At 46.9% G+C, this 16,125-nt stretch carries 15 protein-coding genes and 1 pseudogene; 13 read left to right on the plus strand and 3 right to left on the minus strand.

Annotation, left to right across the window (positions count from 1 at the left end; genetic code table 11):
• The first annotated feature begins 56 nt into the window (after positions 1–56).
• Positions 57–458, plus strand: coding sequence for a LysM peptidoglycan-binding domain-containing protein (locus CZ379_RS16905; protein WP_110932694.1), 402 nt, complete (start codon positions 57–59; stop codon positions 456–458).
• A 157-nt stretch (positions 459–615) separates the two neighbouring features.
• Here CZ379_RS16905 and CZ379_RS26720 read toward each other — a convergent pair.
• A pseudogene (locus CZ379_RS26720) lies at positions 616–902 on the minus strand (transposase); the annotation flags it as partial.
• Positions 903–1,116: 214 nt separating this feature from the next.
• The gene (locus tag CZ379_RS16915; protein ID WP_110932695.1) at positions 1,117–2,274 is read right to left on the minus strand and encodes an iron-containing alcohol dehydrogenase; all 1,158 of its coding nucleotides are present in this window, start codon (positions 2,272–2,274) and stop codon (positions 1,117–1,119) included.
• A gap of 568 nt (positions 2,275–2,842) precedes the next feature.
• On the opposite strand from CZ379_RS16915, the gene CZ379_RS16920 reads away from it, so the two are divergent.
• From CZ379_RS16920 to CZ379_RS16935, 4 genes are all read left to right on the plus strand, one after another.
• Positions 2,843–3,016, plus strand: coding sequence for a DUF896 domain-containing protein (locus CZ379_RS16920; protein WP_019638617.1), 174 nt, complete (start codon positions 2,843–2,845; stop codon positions 3,014–3,016).
• A gap of 50 nt (positions 3,017–3,066) precedes the next feature.
• On the plus strand, positions 3,067–4,059 hold the full coding sequence (locus tag CZ379_RS16925) for an aldo/keto reductase (RefSeq protein ID WP_110932696.1): 993 nt from the start codon (positions 3,067–3,069) through the stop codon (positions 4,057–4,059).
• A 19-nt stretch (positions 4,060–4,078) separates the two neighbouring features.
• Positions 4,079–4,615, plus strand: a complete 537-nt coding sequence (locus CZ379_RS16930; RefSeq protein ID WP_110932697.1) for a hypothetical protein — start codon at positions 4,079–4,081, stop codon at positions 4,613–4,615.
• A 61-nt stretch (positions 4,616–4,676) separates the two neighbouring features.
• A complete protein-coding gene (locus CZ379_RS16935) occupies positions 4,677–5,468 on the plus strand; it encodes an HAD family hydrolase (RefSeq protein ID WP_110932698.1) in 792 nt (263 codons plus the stop codon).
• Positions 5,469–5,559: 91 nt separating this feature from the next.
• Here the strand turns inward: CZ379_RS16935 and CZ379_RS16940 are convergent, their stop codons facing one another.
• Positions 5,560–6,102, minus strand: coding sequence for a cupin domain-containing protein (locus tag CZ379_RS16940; protein WP_110932699.1), 543 nt, complete (start codon positions 6,100–6,102; stop codon positions 5,560–5,562).
• A 206-nt stretch (positions 6,103–6,308) separates the two neighbouring features.
• On the opposite strand from CZ379_RS16940, the gene metH reads away from it, so the two are divergent.
• From metH to CZ379_RS16980, 8 genes are all read left to right on the plus strand, one after another.
• A complete protein-coding gene (gene metH, locus CZ379_RS16945) occupies positions 6,309–9,749 on the plus strand; it encodes a methionine synthase (protein ID WP_110932700.1) in 3,441 nt (1,146 codons plus the stop codon).
• Positions 9,750–9,815: 66 nt separating this feature from the next.
• Entirely contained in the window at positions 9,816–10,751 is a 936-nt protein-coding gene (rnz, locus tag CZ379_RS16950; RefSeq protein ID WP_110932701.1) for a ribonuclease Z, read from the plus strand.
• A 201-nt stretch (positions 10,752–10,952) separates the two neighbouring features.
• Complete coding sequence (locus CZ379_RS16955; RefSeq protein ID WP_110932702.1) at positions 10,953–12,029, plus strand: Gfo/Idh/MocA family protein; 1,077 nt, start codon at positions 10,953–10,955, stop codon at positions 12,027–12,029.
• 5 nt (positions 12,030–12,034) lie between these two features.
• Positions 12,035–12,841, plus strand: a complete 807-nt coding sequence (locus CZ379_RS16960; RefSeq protein ID WP_110932703.1) for a TIGR01457 family HAD-type hydrolase — start codon at positions 12,035–12,037, stop codon at positions 12,839–12,841.
• A 31-nt stretch (positions 12,842–12,872) separates the two neighbouring features.
• Positions 12,873–13,691: an Fpg/Nei family DNA glycosylase gene (locus CZ379_RS16965; RefSeq protein WP_110934421.1), complete on the plus strand. Its 819-nt coding sequence runs from the start codon at positions 12,873–12,875 to the stop codon at positions 13,689–13,691.
• Positions 13,681–14,538 (plus strand): deoxyribonuclease IV, encoded by an 858-nt coding sequence (locus CZ379_RS16970; RefSeq protein ID WP_110932704.1) that lies wholly within the window; start codon positions 13,681–13,683, stop codon positions 14,536–14,538. Before CZ379_RS16965 ends, CZ379_RS16970 begins: the two co-directional genes overlap by 11 nt.
• A gap of 35 nt (positions 14,539–14,573) precedes the next feature.
• Positions 14,574–14,924 carry a cyclic-phosphate processing receiver domain-containing protein gene (locus CZ379_RS16975; protein ID WP_234405059.1) on the plus strand — a complete coding sequence of 117 codons (351 nt, stop codon included), beginning with the start codon at positions 14,574–14,576 and terminating at the stop codon, positions 14,922–14,924.
• Positions 14,925–14,996: 72 nt separating this feature from the next.
• Positions 14,997–16,061: an SAM-dependent methyltransferase gene (locus CZ379_RS16980; protein ID WP_110934423.1), complete on the plus strand. Its 1,065-nt coding sequence runs from the start codon at positions 14,997–14,999 to the stop codon at positions 16,059–16,061.
• The last annotated feature ends 64 nt before the right edge of the window (positions 16,062–16,125 follow it).

The raw sequence follows: 16,125 nt of genomic DNA on the forward strand, positions 1-16,125 counted from the left end.
TGTTCGTGTTAATATGAATTCAAATCATAAGAACATCTGTTTGGAGTGATAATTTTATGTTGAGATACAGTACTTATCAGAGCATTTATGATCGTAAACCGAATTCACGGAGCCAAGGCACGCTGCGGACAATCGCCTCCCGATTGAATGAAGGGCTCACGAACTCTATTTCGAATATTGTTTCTAAAATAACTTTGTTCAAAGTGATGCTATTTATTCTATTAGTAGCGACTGCATGGGCCGGGATGGTTACGGTTGTTGCCTCTTCACCTGATCATGAATACGATGTGGCAGAGTCCGTTGTGGTCAAACGGGGGGATTCTCTATGGAAGATTGCTGCAGATCATAAGCCGAGTAATATGGATACGAGAATTTATATCGATGCTATTAAGCGTGCGAATAGTTTAAAGGGCAGCAATATTCAGCCTGGGGATATTCTGGTTATGCCTGCGAGATGAGTATTCGTATTTCCGAGCTGTCTAAATACAAACCATATTTATGTGAGCATTTTGCATAATTCCGTTTTTGACATAAAAACAGCAGGATCCAATTGGATCCAAGCAAAATGCAGCTAAATTCTAAAAAAAGGGCAGACATTTTTGCCTTTTGTAATTTTTAAGCTGCTGTTTCTTTTTTCTTACAGCGTGCTGATAATGCGGAGACAAGCAGTACAATAGCATTTAGATACTGGTGAGTCGTCACTTTCTAAATCCCCCAGACATGCATGTCGTCTGCGGTAAGATAGGTTTTCATTCTGAAGTTGAATCTCTCTACGCTAGTGCGTTCGTTGTAAAGTCCTTTCCAGCGTCTGGTATCCCGATGTGGACTGCTAAACCGCCGGATGTTGTCCTTTGCATCTACTTAACCACCATACCGTAATTGGAAGAAGAACAGGCGCTCATTTTGCTGCAATAAATCTTAAGAAGAAATTAGGCAACTGGACTTGGGTAAGTCCAAAAGTTGCGTAAAAAGTAAATAATCCAAAGTAATAATTTACACACATTTTTAAGGTGTAATATAAAAAATAATAAAATTTTAAAAGGCATTTGGGAAAAAAGAGCTTTCCCAATGCCCTGTGTCTTTACTAAAAGGGGTTATTATTACGAATTATTTTAATTACATAGCGTTTTTGATGATTTCCATAACCTCTTGTAATTTAGGTTTACGTGGATTAGTTGCTGCAGTGGCATCTTTCATCGCATTTGTAGCCAATGTTTCAATATCTTCTTCTTCAGCCCCTAGTTCTGCGAAACCAGCTGGAATATTCAGGTCTCGACTCATCTGTTCAATCTTCGCAATACCTTTTTCAGCAGCTTGACGAGTGCTTAAACCGTCTACATTTTCGCCTAATGCTACTGCGATTTCAGCAAAGCGTTCTTCTCTAGCAATTAAGTTGAACTTACATACGTGCGGTAATAATATAGCGTTACATACTCCGTGTGGATAGTTATAAAATCCGCCGAACTGGTGTGCAATCGCGTGTACATAACCTAATGAAGCGTTGTTAAATGCCATGCCAGCTAATGATTGAGCATAAACCATTTGTTCACGAGCTTCAATATCTTGTCCATTTGCCACTGCTTTTGGTAAATATTTTGGAATGATTTTAATTGCTTGGATTGCAAGTGCATCTGTAATTGGTGTTGCTGCTGTTGACACATATGCTTCAATCGCGTGCGTCAATGCATCTAAACCTGTTGCTGCTGTTAGTGAAGGTGGCATACCGATCATTAATTCAGGGTCATTGATCGATAACGCTGGTGTTACATGTTTATCTACGATCGCCATTTTCACTTTACGCGCTGTGTCAGTAATGATCGTGAATTTTGTTACTTCACTACCTGTTCCTGCTGTTGTATTGATAGCGATCAAAGGAACCATTGGCTTCTCCGACACATCTACACCTTCGTAGTCATGGATTTTCCCGCCATTAGATGCAACAATTCCAATCCCTTTACCTGCATCATGAGAGCTTCCTCCACCAAGAGTAACGATGCTATCACAGTTTTCGGCTTTGTAAGCTTCTAAACCTTCTTCTACGTTTTTATCAGTGGGATTAGGTTCGGCTTTTGGGAAAATAGAAACTTCCACGCCTGCTTCACGAATAATACTTGCGATACGTTCTGATAATCCTAATCCATGTAAACCTGCATCAGTTACTAATAATGTTTTCTTAGCCCCTAAACCTGCAAGTCGAGTTCCTGCTTCATTGACTGACCCAGGACCAAATAAGTTTACTGACGGCATATAAAATGCGCTTTGTTTGTTAGCCATAAAATACACTCCTATTCCGTTTTTGTTTGTATGATGTTAGCTGCATAGAAGATATATGGCAAAAACAACCACCTGAATTGCAACTGCCTTCCCTTTTCAATTCAATTGCTTGCATTTATTTTCTGTAAAAAAAACATAATTATACATCATAGTTTGTCATTTGAACGTATGAGGAATAAAACGGAAGAGAATGTAGAACTCCGTTAATATAAATGTTGAAATAATCATTTGTAGCGGCAATCGTTGATTAATCAGTAATTGTAGCATTGCATTTATATATTCACGGCGTCCTGCAAAAATAGGTGGATTGTTCAGTTTGACTGGAGCTGGCTTAACACTTATTCTTGAAGGAGATACTGTATTGGCTAGGTCGCTAATTATCGCCCTGTAATGTCGCGTTTGTCGCCCTTATCCAATAGAAACCATATCCAGGCTAAGTGTCTTGACAAGCTCTATTTGTCATGTCAATGTAATGATGAATACCCGCGCGCGGTACGGCCGATTTCACGGCATTTTGGCTAGTATTGTGACATTAGAGGTTTCATGAATAAACCATCAGGAGGATAATATGGATATAGATGCAATGGTTCAGCGTATTAATGAATTAGCACGAAAAAATAAAGCCGAAGGGCTGACAGAAGATGAGATGCTGGAACGTGCGCAGCTGCGCGAGACCTATCTTCAGAACATAAGAAGAAATTTCCGCCAGCAGCTCGAATCAATCGAAGTGGTGGATAAATAAGGCCGGCCCATGGGTCCGGCTTTACATATGAGCAAGGAGGGTTCTTATAGATGGAATACGCATATCTTGGCAAAAGCGGTTTAGCCGTTTCGCGGCTATGTTTGGGGAGCATGACCTTCGGAGGTCAGACGGATGAAGCGGAATCGGCCAAAATGATCCATGCTTTTCTCGATCAGGGAGGCAATTTTATTGATACGGCTGATGTGTATACCGAAGGACGCTCCGAGGAGATCGTCGGTAAACATATTAAAGATCGGCGCTCGGAAGTTATTTTAGCAACCAAGGTTCGCATGCGAACGTCATCCGATGTTAATGGGTTTGGCGCTTCGCGCAAGCGAATCATGGACGGCGTTGACGCCAGTCTGAGAAGGCTAGGAACCGATTACATCGATCTCTATCAAATTCATGTCTGGGATGCGGATACCCCGGTTGAAGAAACGCTGCGTGCCTTGGATGACTTGGTTTCCTCCGGGAAAGTGCGTTATATCGGGTGCTCAAATTATTTGTCATGGCAGTTGATGAAAAGTCTTGGCATAAGTGATTTTAGAGGATATTCTAGGTATATTTCTTTGCAGCAGCAGTATAGTCTAGTCAATAGAGAAGCCGAGCGCGAAATCGTCTCACTTTGCGCGGAGGAGAAGGTTGGAATTATTCCGTGGGCTCCGCTGGGCGGCGGCTTCTTGACCGGAAAATACCGTCAGGGCAACACGCCAAGCGAAGGCCGTCTAGGTACGGCAAACTCTGGGGAAAGCAGCTGGGAGAACCGTGCGTATGACAAGAACTTTGCGATCTTAGACACCGTACTTAAGGTGGCCGAAGAAACGGGCAAAACCCCTGCGCAGGTGTCGCTGAATTGGCTGCTCGAGCAGCCTTGCATAACATCTCCGATCTTTGGAGCGAGTAAATTTGAGCAGTTCGAGGAGAATATGGGCTCGGTTGGCTGGAGATTGCCGCTTGAGCTGCGTCAACGCTTGGATGAGGCAAGCGCGTTGCCCAATGAATATCCCGCCCGGTTTTTAAGCAAATTTAGCAGAAACATTTAATCACCTAGGAGGAAGAACGATGGCTTCATTTGACAGAAAAGTTGAGCGCAACCAGATGAAACTAAACAAGAAGGGGAAAAATCCACTAAACAACAAGGGCAGCGGACGGATGGGCACGGGGAGTGCGATGGGAGCTAGAGGAGACGGTGATATTTTTAAAGGTAGAAAATTAATTCTGCCGCTTTTGTTGATCCTTCTGGCTGGACTATACGCAGGCGTAGCCTTAGCGGGTGGCGGAGCAGAGGTAAGTACAACGATGTTCTGGCTTACTATTGTTCTCTATGTCATTTTGGCCGTTGCATTATTCCTCAATAAGCCTTATTTGCGAGTCAATAAAAACTATTTGTTCACGGCGAAATTTAATCGCGATCGGATGCTGGAAGCCGGGCAAATCAGCAAGATCACTGCTTCTGCAAACAAAATCGTAATCACGCCAAAAGCTAGCGGACAGAACTGGGTGTTCCACCGTAGACGTAATTTGTTCGATACCTCGGCGATAGCAGAGCGATTGGAAACCTTCGCGAAAACGCATAAAGTTAATTTCATTAAAGAATAAATGGAGTACAATCTAGATGATGTAATAATTAATATATAGGGAGAAGAGAGGACAGATAAAGATGACAATCAAGGCGGTATGTTTCGATCTTGACGATACGCTGCTCTGGGACGAGCGTAGTGTGCAAGAGTCTTTTACAGAGACGTGCTTAAAGGCCCAAGCGGCGGTAGGCACTGATCCGGTGAAGCTGGAGGAGGCAGTGCGCAAGGAAGCCAGAGCGCTATATGAATCGTACGAGACCTTTCCATTTACAAAAATGATCGGGATCAATCCTTTTGAAGGTTTGTGGGCTCATTTCTCGGCTGGCGAGCAGCCTGAATTCCGCAAATTGGAGCAGTTGGCACCGGTATATCGCAAGGAATCCTGGCGCCGCGGTTTGCTGGCTTTAGGCATAGACAACGAAGAGCTTGCATCTGAGCTTGCCGAACAGTTCGGCAAAGAACGCCGTTCCCGCCCGCATGTATATGAAGAGACATTTCAGGTGCTGCAAGAGCTTCAAGGAAAAGTAAAGCTGCTGCTTCTTACCAACGGCTGCCCGGCGTTGCAGCAGGAGAAGCTGGATGGCGTTCCGGAACTGGCATCATTTTTTGACGAAATTATCATATCTGGGGCGTTCGGCAAAGGCAAGCCGGATTCGACGATATTCCAGCATGCGCTGGAGCGGCTTGGCGTTGAGGCGAAGGAAGCGATCATGGTTGGGGACAAGCTGACCACAGATATCATCGGTTCGCTTGGCGTTGGCATGACGGCAGTTTGGGTCAACCGTGTTGGTCTTACGCGGAATGATGAAATTGTTCCAAACTATGAAATCAAGCATTTGTCCGAGCTTCATGAGATTATTGCTGCAAACTAGAACAGAACGAACAATAGAAGAAGCTGCTCCTGATGTCCACGTCTTGTGGAGGTCGGAGCAGCTTCTTTTTAAATGAGCTTTGACTTAAAATTTAAGCTTTCTGGAAGGTTGGATCATCGTACGGATGGGCGATCCAGCCATTCTCTTCTACGAAGAGGCGGACAGCTACGACTTTGCGCTCATCGGTTAATGTGAAGAAATGCGCCGTATTCTCCGGTACGGAAATCAAATCCCCTGGTACGAGATTGACATCAAAATAACCTGTTTCATCATCGCCTTTAATGATAAACGTTCCGGCTCCAGAAACAATGACGCGGATTTCATCTTCCGTATGCGTATGAACCTGCTCGAATTTGGCAAGCAGTTCCTCGATATTTGGTGTTGCTTCACTTAATGTAATAACATCCCACGTACGATATCCCCGGCGTGCGACCAAATCTTGAATTTCAGCATCAAAGGTATTAAGAATTTCACTTTTTTGTTCATCGGACAAAGTGAAATTGTTATGAAGCTCAGCAGGCAGTTTGCCCACGTTCCAATGCTCATAAATTACCTCGTATTGTCTTAGGAATTCCCGAACATTGTCGTCTCCGGAAATGATTTCGTTCGTGTTTCTTATTCTGATTTCCGCCATGGGATTACCCCGCTTTCATATTGATATGATTGCATTATATCCGATACCTCCCCGGGTTGTCGACACTTAAATTGATTTGAGGCTTATCAGTCTTATCTCATGCCGTAAAAGGGTTTGCACAATCATGTAAATAGGTTGGAGCCCTTTTCTTTAGCGCTTTGTTCTGTTAAACTAAATGTTAATGTTTTGTGGGAGGGATAAAGATCATGAGTAAGCCTAGCTTAGAGTTCAGAATGAAAGAACGAATATTGATCCTCGATGGTGCCATGGGTACTATGATTCAGCAGGAGGATTTATCGCCAGCGGATTTTGGTGGCGAAGAGCTGGACGGCTGTAATGAGATGCTCGTGCTCACCCGTCCTGACGTGATCCAGGAGATTCACGAGAAGTACTTGGAAGCCGGAGCAGACTTAATTTCAACGAATACATTCGGTGCGACATCCGTCGTACTAGCTGAATATGATATACAAGATAAGTCGCGTGAAATCAATCTGGCAGCGGCCCAGTTGGCGATCGCCGCTGCCGAGAAGTACAGTACGCCCGACCATCCGAGATATGTTGTCGGGGCTTTGGGCCCGACGACCAAGACCTTGTCGGTTACTGGAGGCGTCACCTTTGATGAATTGATCGACAGCTATGAGGAGCAGGCGCTTGCATTGGTCGAAGCGGGGGTAGATGTATTGCTGCTTGAGACATCGCAGGATACGCTGAACGTGAAGGCTGGCAGCATCGGCATTGCCCGTGCATACGAAGCAGCGGGCAAGAAGCTGCCGCTGATGATTTCGGGTACGATCGAGCCGATGGGCACGACGCTCGCGGGACAGAACATCGAGGCCTTCTACATCTCGTTGGAGCATTTGAAGCCGATATCCTTCGGTCTGAACTGTGCTACAGGCCCTGAGTTTATGCGGGATCATATTCGTACTTTATCCGATATGTCCAGCGCAGGGGTAAGCTGCTATCCGAATGCGGGGCTGCCTGATGAGAACGGTAATTACCATGAATCCCCAGAATCGCTGGCGATGAAAATGGGTGCTTTTGCCGAACAAGGCTGGCTGAACATTGCCGGAGGCTGCTGCGGAACGACGCCAGAGCATATTGCTGCGCTTGTAGAGACGATGAGCCAGTATGCCCCGCGTGAGCTCAGCGGCAAGCATCCTGCAGCCGTGTCTGGTGTAGAGACGGTATATCTTGAGGAAGATAATCGTCCGATAATGATCGGTGAGCGGACAAACATTTCTGGTTCTCGGAAATTTAAACGCCTGATCAAGGAAGAGAAGTTCGATGAAGCATCTGAAATTGCTCGTTCCCAGGTGAAGGGCGGAGCAATGGTCATCGATATTAACCTTCAGGACACGGATATTGACGAAGCATATGCGGTGAAGAATTTTTATCCGATGGTGACGAAGAAGATCAAAGCACCGATTATGATTGATTCCACCTATGATCATATTATTGAGTTGGCGCTCAAATATTCCCAAGGCAAAGCGATAATTAACTCCATTAATCTTGAGGATGGGGAGTCGAAGTTTGAGCAGATCGTTCCGCTTATTCATCGATACGGTGCTGCGGTCGTCTGCATTCTGATTGATGAACGCGGCCAAGCGGTATCCCGTGAAGCGAAGATGGAAGTGGCCACACGGGCCTACGAACTGCTTGTTAATAAGTACGGCATGCAGCCGGAAGATATTATTTTTGACCCGAATATGTTCCCGGTTGGCTCCGGAGATCCTCAGTACATCGGTTCTGCTGTAGAGACGATTGAAGGGATCCGTATGATTAAGGAGAAATACCCGAGAGCCAAGACGATTCTCGGTCTGAGCAACATTTCCTTCGGTTTGCCTGATGCCGGACGCGAGGTGCTGAACTCTGTCTACTTGTACCACTGTACCAAAGCAGGTCTCGATTATGCGATCGTTAATACGGAGAAGCTTGAGCGATATGCTTCGATTTCGGAAGAAGACCGACGTTTAGCGGAGGAGCTTATTTTTAATACGAATGATCAGACGCTTGCTGCGTTTGTCGCTGCTTTTCGGGACAAGAAGGTTGAGAAGAAGGTTAAGGCTGATAATTTGACCCTAGAGGAGCGGCTTGCCAGTTATGTCGTGGAAGGCAGCAAGGAAGGGCTGATTCAGGATCTGGAGGAGGCTCTTAAGAAATACAGCGCCCTTGAGGTCATTAACGGCCCGCTGATGGCGGGTATGGAAGAAGTTGGGCGCCTGTTCAACAACAATGAGCTGATCGTGGCAGAGGTTCTGCAAAGCGCTGAGGTCATGAAGGCCTCGGTAGCGTTCCTGGAGCCGTTTATGGAGAAGGACGAGTCCTCGGTCAAAGGTAAAATCCTGCTAGCCACGGTAAAAGGCGATGTTCATGATATCGGGAAGAATCTGGTGGAGATCATTTTGTCCAACAATGGTTACCAAATCATTAATTTGGGTATAAAAGTACCACCGGAGCGTATTATTGAAGCTTACCGTGAAGAGAAGCCTGACGCAATCGGTTTATCCGGTCTGCTCGTGAAGTCTGCACAGCAAATGGTATTAACCGCTCAGGACTTGCGCAATGCGGGAATCGAGGTTCCGATTCTCGTGGGGGGAGCTGCGTTAACTCGCAAATTTACGAAGACCCGGATTCGTCCGGAGTATGATGGCATGGTTATTTATGCCAAGGATGCGATGGACGGGCTGGATTTAGCGAACAAGCTGATGGATCCGGTCAAAAGAGAAGAGATGCGCGTAGAAATGGATGCCGAGAAAGAGGCGGAGGCCAATGTGGCAGTAGCGGTTAAGGAGCTGCCGAAGCTGACTCGCGTCGAGCGCTCTAACATATCTACGGATGCGCCCGTATTTAATCCGCCGGATTTGGAGCGGCATATTCTGCGTAACTATCCGATAAGCCATATTATTCCGTATATCAATATGCAAATGCTGCTGGGACACCATTTAGGACTTCGCGGCTCCGTGGAGCAATTGCTCGCTAAAGAGGATCCAAAGGCATTGCAATTGAAGGAAACCGTCGATCAAATTCTATACGAAGCAGTCACGGACGGCATTGTTCAAGCCCAGGCGATGTATCAATTTTTCCCGGCGCAATCTTCTGGGAATGAGATCATTATTTATGATCCGGAGGATCATTCCAAGGTGCTGAAGACGTTTGATTTCCCGCGTCAACGCGTCGAGCCGTTCCTCTGCCTGTCGGACTTCTTGAAATCCGTCGATAGCGGCATTATGGATTATGTCGGTTTCCTCGTGGTGAGTGCTGGTCAGGGAATACGCGACCGCTCTGAGAAGCTGAAGGAGCAGGGCGATTATCTTCGCTTTCATGCTCTGCAATCAGTAGCTTTGGAGGTCGCGGAAGGCCTTGCAGAACGGGTTCATCACATGATGCGCGATACCTGGGGCTTCCCTGATCCGCAAGATATGACGATGAAGCAGCGTTTAGGCGCACGTTATCAGGGAATTCGCGTATCCTTCGGTTATCCGGCTTGTCCTGATTTGGAATACCAAGGGCCGCTGTTTGATTTGTTGAAGCCAGAGGATATTGGCGTCGAACTGACGGAAGGCTTTATGATGGAGCCGGAAGCTTCGGTATCCGCCATGGTATTTGCACATCCACAGGCGCAATATTTCAATGTAGAAAAAGCCTAACGATAAATTAACGAAACCCTCCGTTATCGGAGGGTTTTGACCATATGGACGGAAGGAGAGAGAAGAATGGAGCTATATTTCATGGGGACTAATGCAGGCGTTCCTTCGTTAGAGCGTAATGTCACTTCACTTGCGCTCCGCATGCTTGATGAACGTCGGACGTTCTGGTTGTTCGATTGCGGAGAAGGAACCCAGCATCAGATTCTTCGTTCTCCTCTCAAGCTTAGCAAGTTGGAGAAAATTTTTATTACACATTTGCACGGAGATCACTTGTTCGGCCTGCCGGGGCTAATATCGAGCCGCGCCTATCAAGGCGGGGAGGATCCGCTGACGATATATGGTCCGGTGGGATTGAAGCAGTATATTCGTACCTGTTTGGAGCTCAGCGAATCGCATATCAGCTATAGCTTGGATATTGTGGAGCACGACGGCGGGCTTCTCTTTGAGGATGACACCTTCCGGGTAGAAGCTTCACTGCTGGAGCATCGGGTGACCAGCTATGGTTATCGGGTGACCGAGAAGGATTTGCCGGGCAAGCTTAATACAGGCATATTAGAGAGCTATGGCATTCGTCCAGGCCCGCTCTATGGTAAATTAAAGCGGGGGGAGAGTGTGGTAGCGCCGGACGGACGTATACTACACGCATCTGCGGTACAAGGCAAGCCTAAGAAAGGCAGAGTCGTGACGATTCTCGGGGATACTCGGCCATGCGAATCCGTGCATTCATTAGCTAGAAATGCTGATGTGCTCGTGCATGAATCAACGTTTCTTCATAAGCTGAAGGATACGGCGCATACTTATTATCACAGTACGGCACGCCAAGCGGCAGAGGCTGCACGGGAAGCGGGAGCGAAGCAGCTATTCCTCACTCATCTCAGCTCACGTTATAAATATGAGGAGCAGTTGATGCAGCTAGAGCAGGAAGCGCAGGCTATTTTTCCGAATTCCACAATAGCGCGCGAGCATGTCTTGTACGATGTGGAACGGGCAGCTCAACCATAATATTTTCCGGGAAAGCGCAGGAAATGACAGGCCGCTTCAAAGTTTGATAAGGGCTAAGCGTGGAAACTTATCCTGCTTCGATGCCTTTCGACTTGATGCGGCTCTAATTTGCTTGTTGGTGTTTAAGAAGGGGTGAAATTTGCCTCTGCTTTGTTTTTCTATGTAGAATATAAGAAGCAATCGTTTATGGAGGTACAGACAATGAGGAAAATTCCTTTTGTTTTGCATGGTTTTGGTACAATCGCTAAGACGCATATCGTTGCACTACGGACGCTGCCTGTGATTAAGAGGCTTCCATTTGTGCCTGTACTGGATACGCTGGTGACTCGACGTCCTGATTTACATAAAGAACAGGCCTCTGCAATGGGCTTTGAACACATAACAGACAGTCTTGAGGAGGCCGTTAACCGGGAATCGGTGGTGGCGGTGAGTGTATGCACTCCTAACGCGCTTCATCCCGACAGCATTCGCACGGCTGGGGAAGCGGGCAAGGCGCTTTACTGCGAGAAGCCAATTGCCGATAACTATAGTGAATCTGTACAGGCTGCGGCTGGATTCCCTAAACAATTAACCGCACAGGTTGCGTTGATGTTCCGCTATCATCCTGCAGTACAGCGAACGACGGAACTGCTTCGTCAGGAGAGCATCGGCCAAATCCTGCAGTGTAAAATATCTTATCTTCGCTCCGGTTATCTGGATCAGGAGCGACCCTTCAGTTGGAGGGTCAGCAGCGAATTATCCGGGGGCGGGGCCATCACGGATATCGGGGTGCATGCGCTTGATCTCATCTGTCATTGGTTCGGAGACTTATCCCATATTGATGGCACTACCGAGACATTTGTAAATGAACGCAAGGTAGAGCCAGGAAGTGAACGCAAAGTGGCGATAAAGGTCGATGATTGGGCAGCTATAAATTATGAGACGGTTACAGGTGTTCGTGGTATGGTGGAAGTATCACGCATAGCATGGGGAAGTGATGCTTTTTCCGTTCAGATTGTCGGAACTCGGGGAAGCATTATTATGGATCTGGAAAAGGACACCTATCCACAGGTACAACTGCTTCGAGGTGCTTTGAGCCACTTCCCGGAGCCTGCTGGCCTGAAGCTGCTCCCTGACGCCAAGGCAACGATGGGCGTATTTGTAGACTCTCATTTTGCTGCACTGCATCACTTCATGCATAGAATCGTTGGCAACGATGAATTTCAAGGACTCGCGCCTACACTTGGCGATGCATTGCGGGTGGAGAAATACGTCGATCAAGTTCGGAAGAAGGAGTGAAATCATTGACTAGATGGAGTGCTTATTTGATTGATCTGGATGGCACTATGTATCATGGCAGCCGCATGATGCCTGGGGCTGATGATTTGATTAATGCAATGAAATATAATCATATACCGTACTTATTCGTAACCAATAACTCTTCGAGAACGCCCAGTGACGTGGCAGAGCATTTACGGCAGATGGGAATCCCTGCAGAAGCGGAAGATGTCTGCACCTCCGCTGTTGCTGCCGCAGAGTATATCGCAAGTATGCAGCCAGGCGCCAAAGTGGCGCCGATCGGTGAATATGGCTTAATTGAGGCGCTCAAGCAGGCTGGGTTAACGATCGAAACGGAGAATCCCGAATATGTGGTGCAGGGTATTGACCGTTCGTTCTCCTATGATAAGCTGGCGCAGGCCGCGAAGTGGATCGCAAACGGTGCCCGATATATTTTGACGAATCCGGATTTGCAGTTGCCTGGACAGGAAGGGATTATGCCTGGAGCTGGTACGATCTCTGCTGCAATTGTGGCGGCTTCAAGCGTAGAACCGGTGATTGTCGGCAAGCCCTCGGGTATTTTGATGAAGCATGCGATGGAGCGTTTGGGTGTACAACCTGATGAGACTGCGGTAATTGGTGATAATATGCTTACGGACATCTCGGCGGGCGCCCATGCGGGCTGCGGAACGATTTTGACATTGACTGGGGTAACGAATCGCACTAACCTCCCGGGACTCATAGAGAAGACAGGTGTTACTCCGGATACTATTTGTGAAAATATAACCGATGTCCAATCCTTGATTGTGAACTCGCTGGAATCAGCCACCTAGGCCTAATGAGATAGAGAAGGGAAAGATGATGATGCCGGAACTGCCGGAAATGGATAATTATCGAATTCAATTATCCAAATATGTGTTGGATTTGCCAATAACGAATATTGTGATTAATCGGGAGAAGTCAGTCAACGTGGAGCCTGATGCTTTTATAAATGCTTTGCTGAACAGACAGATTATTTTTATAGAGCGTCGTGGCAAACATTTACTGTTCCATTTGGATAATGGGCGAAGACTTGTGCTGCATTTAATGCTTGGGGGACTTTTATACCTAGGTTCATTGGAAGATCGACCTGACCGAAATACGCAAATTGAAATTTCTTTTGCGAACGGTATGGTGCTATATTTTATCGGGCTGAGACTAGGTTACTTGCATTTGCGCACGGCGAAGGAAGCGGAGGAATTGATGTCCGATTTAGGGCCAGAACTGTTTGACCGTAAAATGAATGAAGAGAAGTTCAAGGCCATTTTCAGAAAGCGCCGGGGCAGTCTGAAGACAGCACTGATTAATCAGGAGATCGTTGCCGGGATTGGTAACTGCTATGCGGATGAAATTGCGTTTGCTGCAGGGCTGCGTCCCTCCGCTAAGTTGCAGAATTTGACCGAGGATGATCTGTCGGGGTTGTATCAGGCAACCCGGGATGTCTTGATCCATGCCACCGAAGCAGGAGGCTACATGGAACATCCATTGACGAAGGATGATCCGTTGACGGGCGGCTTTAATGAACTGTGCCAGGTGTATGATCGGGAAGGGGAGAAATGCAACCGCTGCGGGGACGATATTGTGAAGACCGAGATTGCTGGTAAAAAGGTCTTCTATAGTCCAGGCTGCCAGCATGAGCGTTAATCAGCCAGCAGTAGGCGGACATCTTAGTATCCGGGGTGGATATGCTGCGGCTGCGCTAATTGCTATCTCTTCTGGCGCAAGTGCATTCCAGTATTTTCCCAAGAACCCAAGGAGCTTAACGGTCAAGGATTTTGATCGTCAAGACGCGGAACGCTGCCGGGTGCTTTGCGAGAAACATGGGATTGTAACTGTAGCTCATACCCCTTATCCCAGTAATTTAGCGGTGGATATGGATACAGCGCGCGAGCAGTTTGAAAGAACCGTAAACTCTCTGCGAAATGATCTAGAAATTGCAGAAGCCTGCGGATCTATGGGGATAATTGTTCATTTTGGCACATATAAGGCTGGAAGCCCCTTACAAGGCTATCAAAATATTATACAATGTATTAATCATGTGCTCTATGGCTGGAAAGGCAGAGCTAAACTAATTATCGAGAACCAGGCTGGTGACCATGGTGAGATGGGAATGACTCTGGAGGAGCTCGTTCAGATTCGAAAGTTATGCCATTCACCCGAAAGTATAGGCTTCTGTCTCGACACATGTCATGCCTTTGCCTCTGGAATGTGGGTAGGTGAGGATGACGATGTTTTTGTCGGCAAAGCAACGGAATTGGATTTTTGGAATGGATTAGCTGTGATTCATCTGAATGACTCGAAATATCCGGCTTATTCCCGTAAAGATCGTCATGCTCGCATAGGTGAGGGTTACATTGGAGAGGGTGGCTTCCGCAAGCTGCTCCAACTGGAACAGGCACAAGGAATACCATGCATTTTTGAGAGTGAGAAAGGCGAAGATGGAACCTATAGAGAAGATATGGAACGGGTGAGGCGGTGGGTGAAAGCCTAGTGCTGGAATTCCGCGGGAAAGGACGAAGAGCATTGATTCATGTATATATGGATGATTTACGGCGCTGTCCCTTAGGATTTACGTTAGTTAGGACCGTCGATGAATGTATAGAACTTCTGCGAATTTCCGAAGTCGACATCCTGTCACTAGATTACGATATGGGTCCAGGAGAGAAGACCGGGGCGGAAGTTGCCTCAGCGATCGCGAGGGAAGGATTATATCCTAGGGAGATTTTCTTGCATACCTCGAGTATAGCGGGAAAGAAAAGCATGTACGAAATATTGTATCAGAACAAGCCAGAGTGCGTAATTCTGCATAACGGACCGATTCCATTTGACCGCCTGGATGAAATTGAGAGTTTGACCAGAAGAAGCACCCGCAAATAGATCCGATAAAATTGAGCCGCATGTTGATACGGCAATTACTTCTGGGGGTTTTACAAGTTGAAAATTCAGGAAATGGAAGCAAACGGGACAGCGGAAAAGCTAGGTGCGGCTACCCATTGGATTTGTACGGCGAACCATGGCTTTGCGCCGTATGCTCAAGAAGAGCTGCGTAGAATGTTCGGTGCGGTAAAGAGCACAGTCATCATTCCCGGTGAGATGCTGCGAGTTACCTTGCAGAAGGAGGCGGAGCAGGTGATCGGTGCGATCTTAAGCAAACCGCCCATTTTTTTGCGGCACCTTTTCCATATCGATTGGGAATGGCATGTGCTGGAACAAGGGGATTTAGCAGAGGCTATCGATGCTCTGTCGGCATTTGTTTTGTCTGATCCAAGGCTGTTGAATGCGGGTAAAATAGCTGTCCAGCCTAGAAAATCTGAGCAATCCTTATGGAATGGCAGTGCGTCAGAGCTAAGGGAGCTGCTTCAAGACAAATTATGTGGGCTGAAAGCTGAGTTTGTCGTTCGCGATGCGGATTACATCGTTTCTGTATTTGTGGGAAAAGAGTTCGTTTATGCGGGAATATCGCAGCCTGAGTATAATATATCCGACTGGAATGGCGGTGCTGTACGATTTCAGCGAGAGGAAGGACAAATCTCCAGAGCAAAGTTCAAACTTCTTGAGGCTGAGCTGACCTTTGGCATCGATTTCACGGCATATCGGGAAGCACTGGATATTGGGGCAGCTCCTGGCGGGTGGACATCATTTTTGCTGGAGCGCGGAATTAAAGTTACGGCTGTAGACCCGGCCAAGATGCATCCATCCTTAAAGAACGAGCCGAGACTTACGATTATAAGAAAAAATGCAGGAGAAGTGAAGCTTCGAGAGCATCAATTTGACCTGCTAGTCTGCGATATGAGCTGGAGTCCGAAGCTAACGGCGAAGCTGGTTAGTGAATTGCTATACGCGTTGGTGCCTGGGGGAACAGCCATCATAACCGTGAAGCTGTTGAGCAAGAAGCCGATGGCGCTTATTCAAGAGGTGATTGAGACGTTTCAGCAGTCACGCATGCAGGTGCAGAGGGCCAAGCAGCTGTTCCATAATCGAGATGAAATTACGTTGTATATGATTAAATATTAATGAGGTTAAATAAAAAGGTTACAAAAAGTGCTTTACAAAACATACCGTAATCACGTATACTGAT

Source organism: Paenibacillus bouchesdurhonensis (assembly GCF_900155685.1).
Lineage (GTDB): Bacteria > Bacillota > Bacilli > Paenibacillales > Paenibacillaceae > Fontibacillus > Fontibacillus bouchesdurhonensis.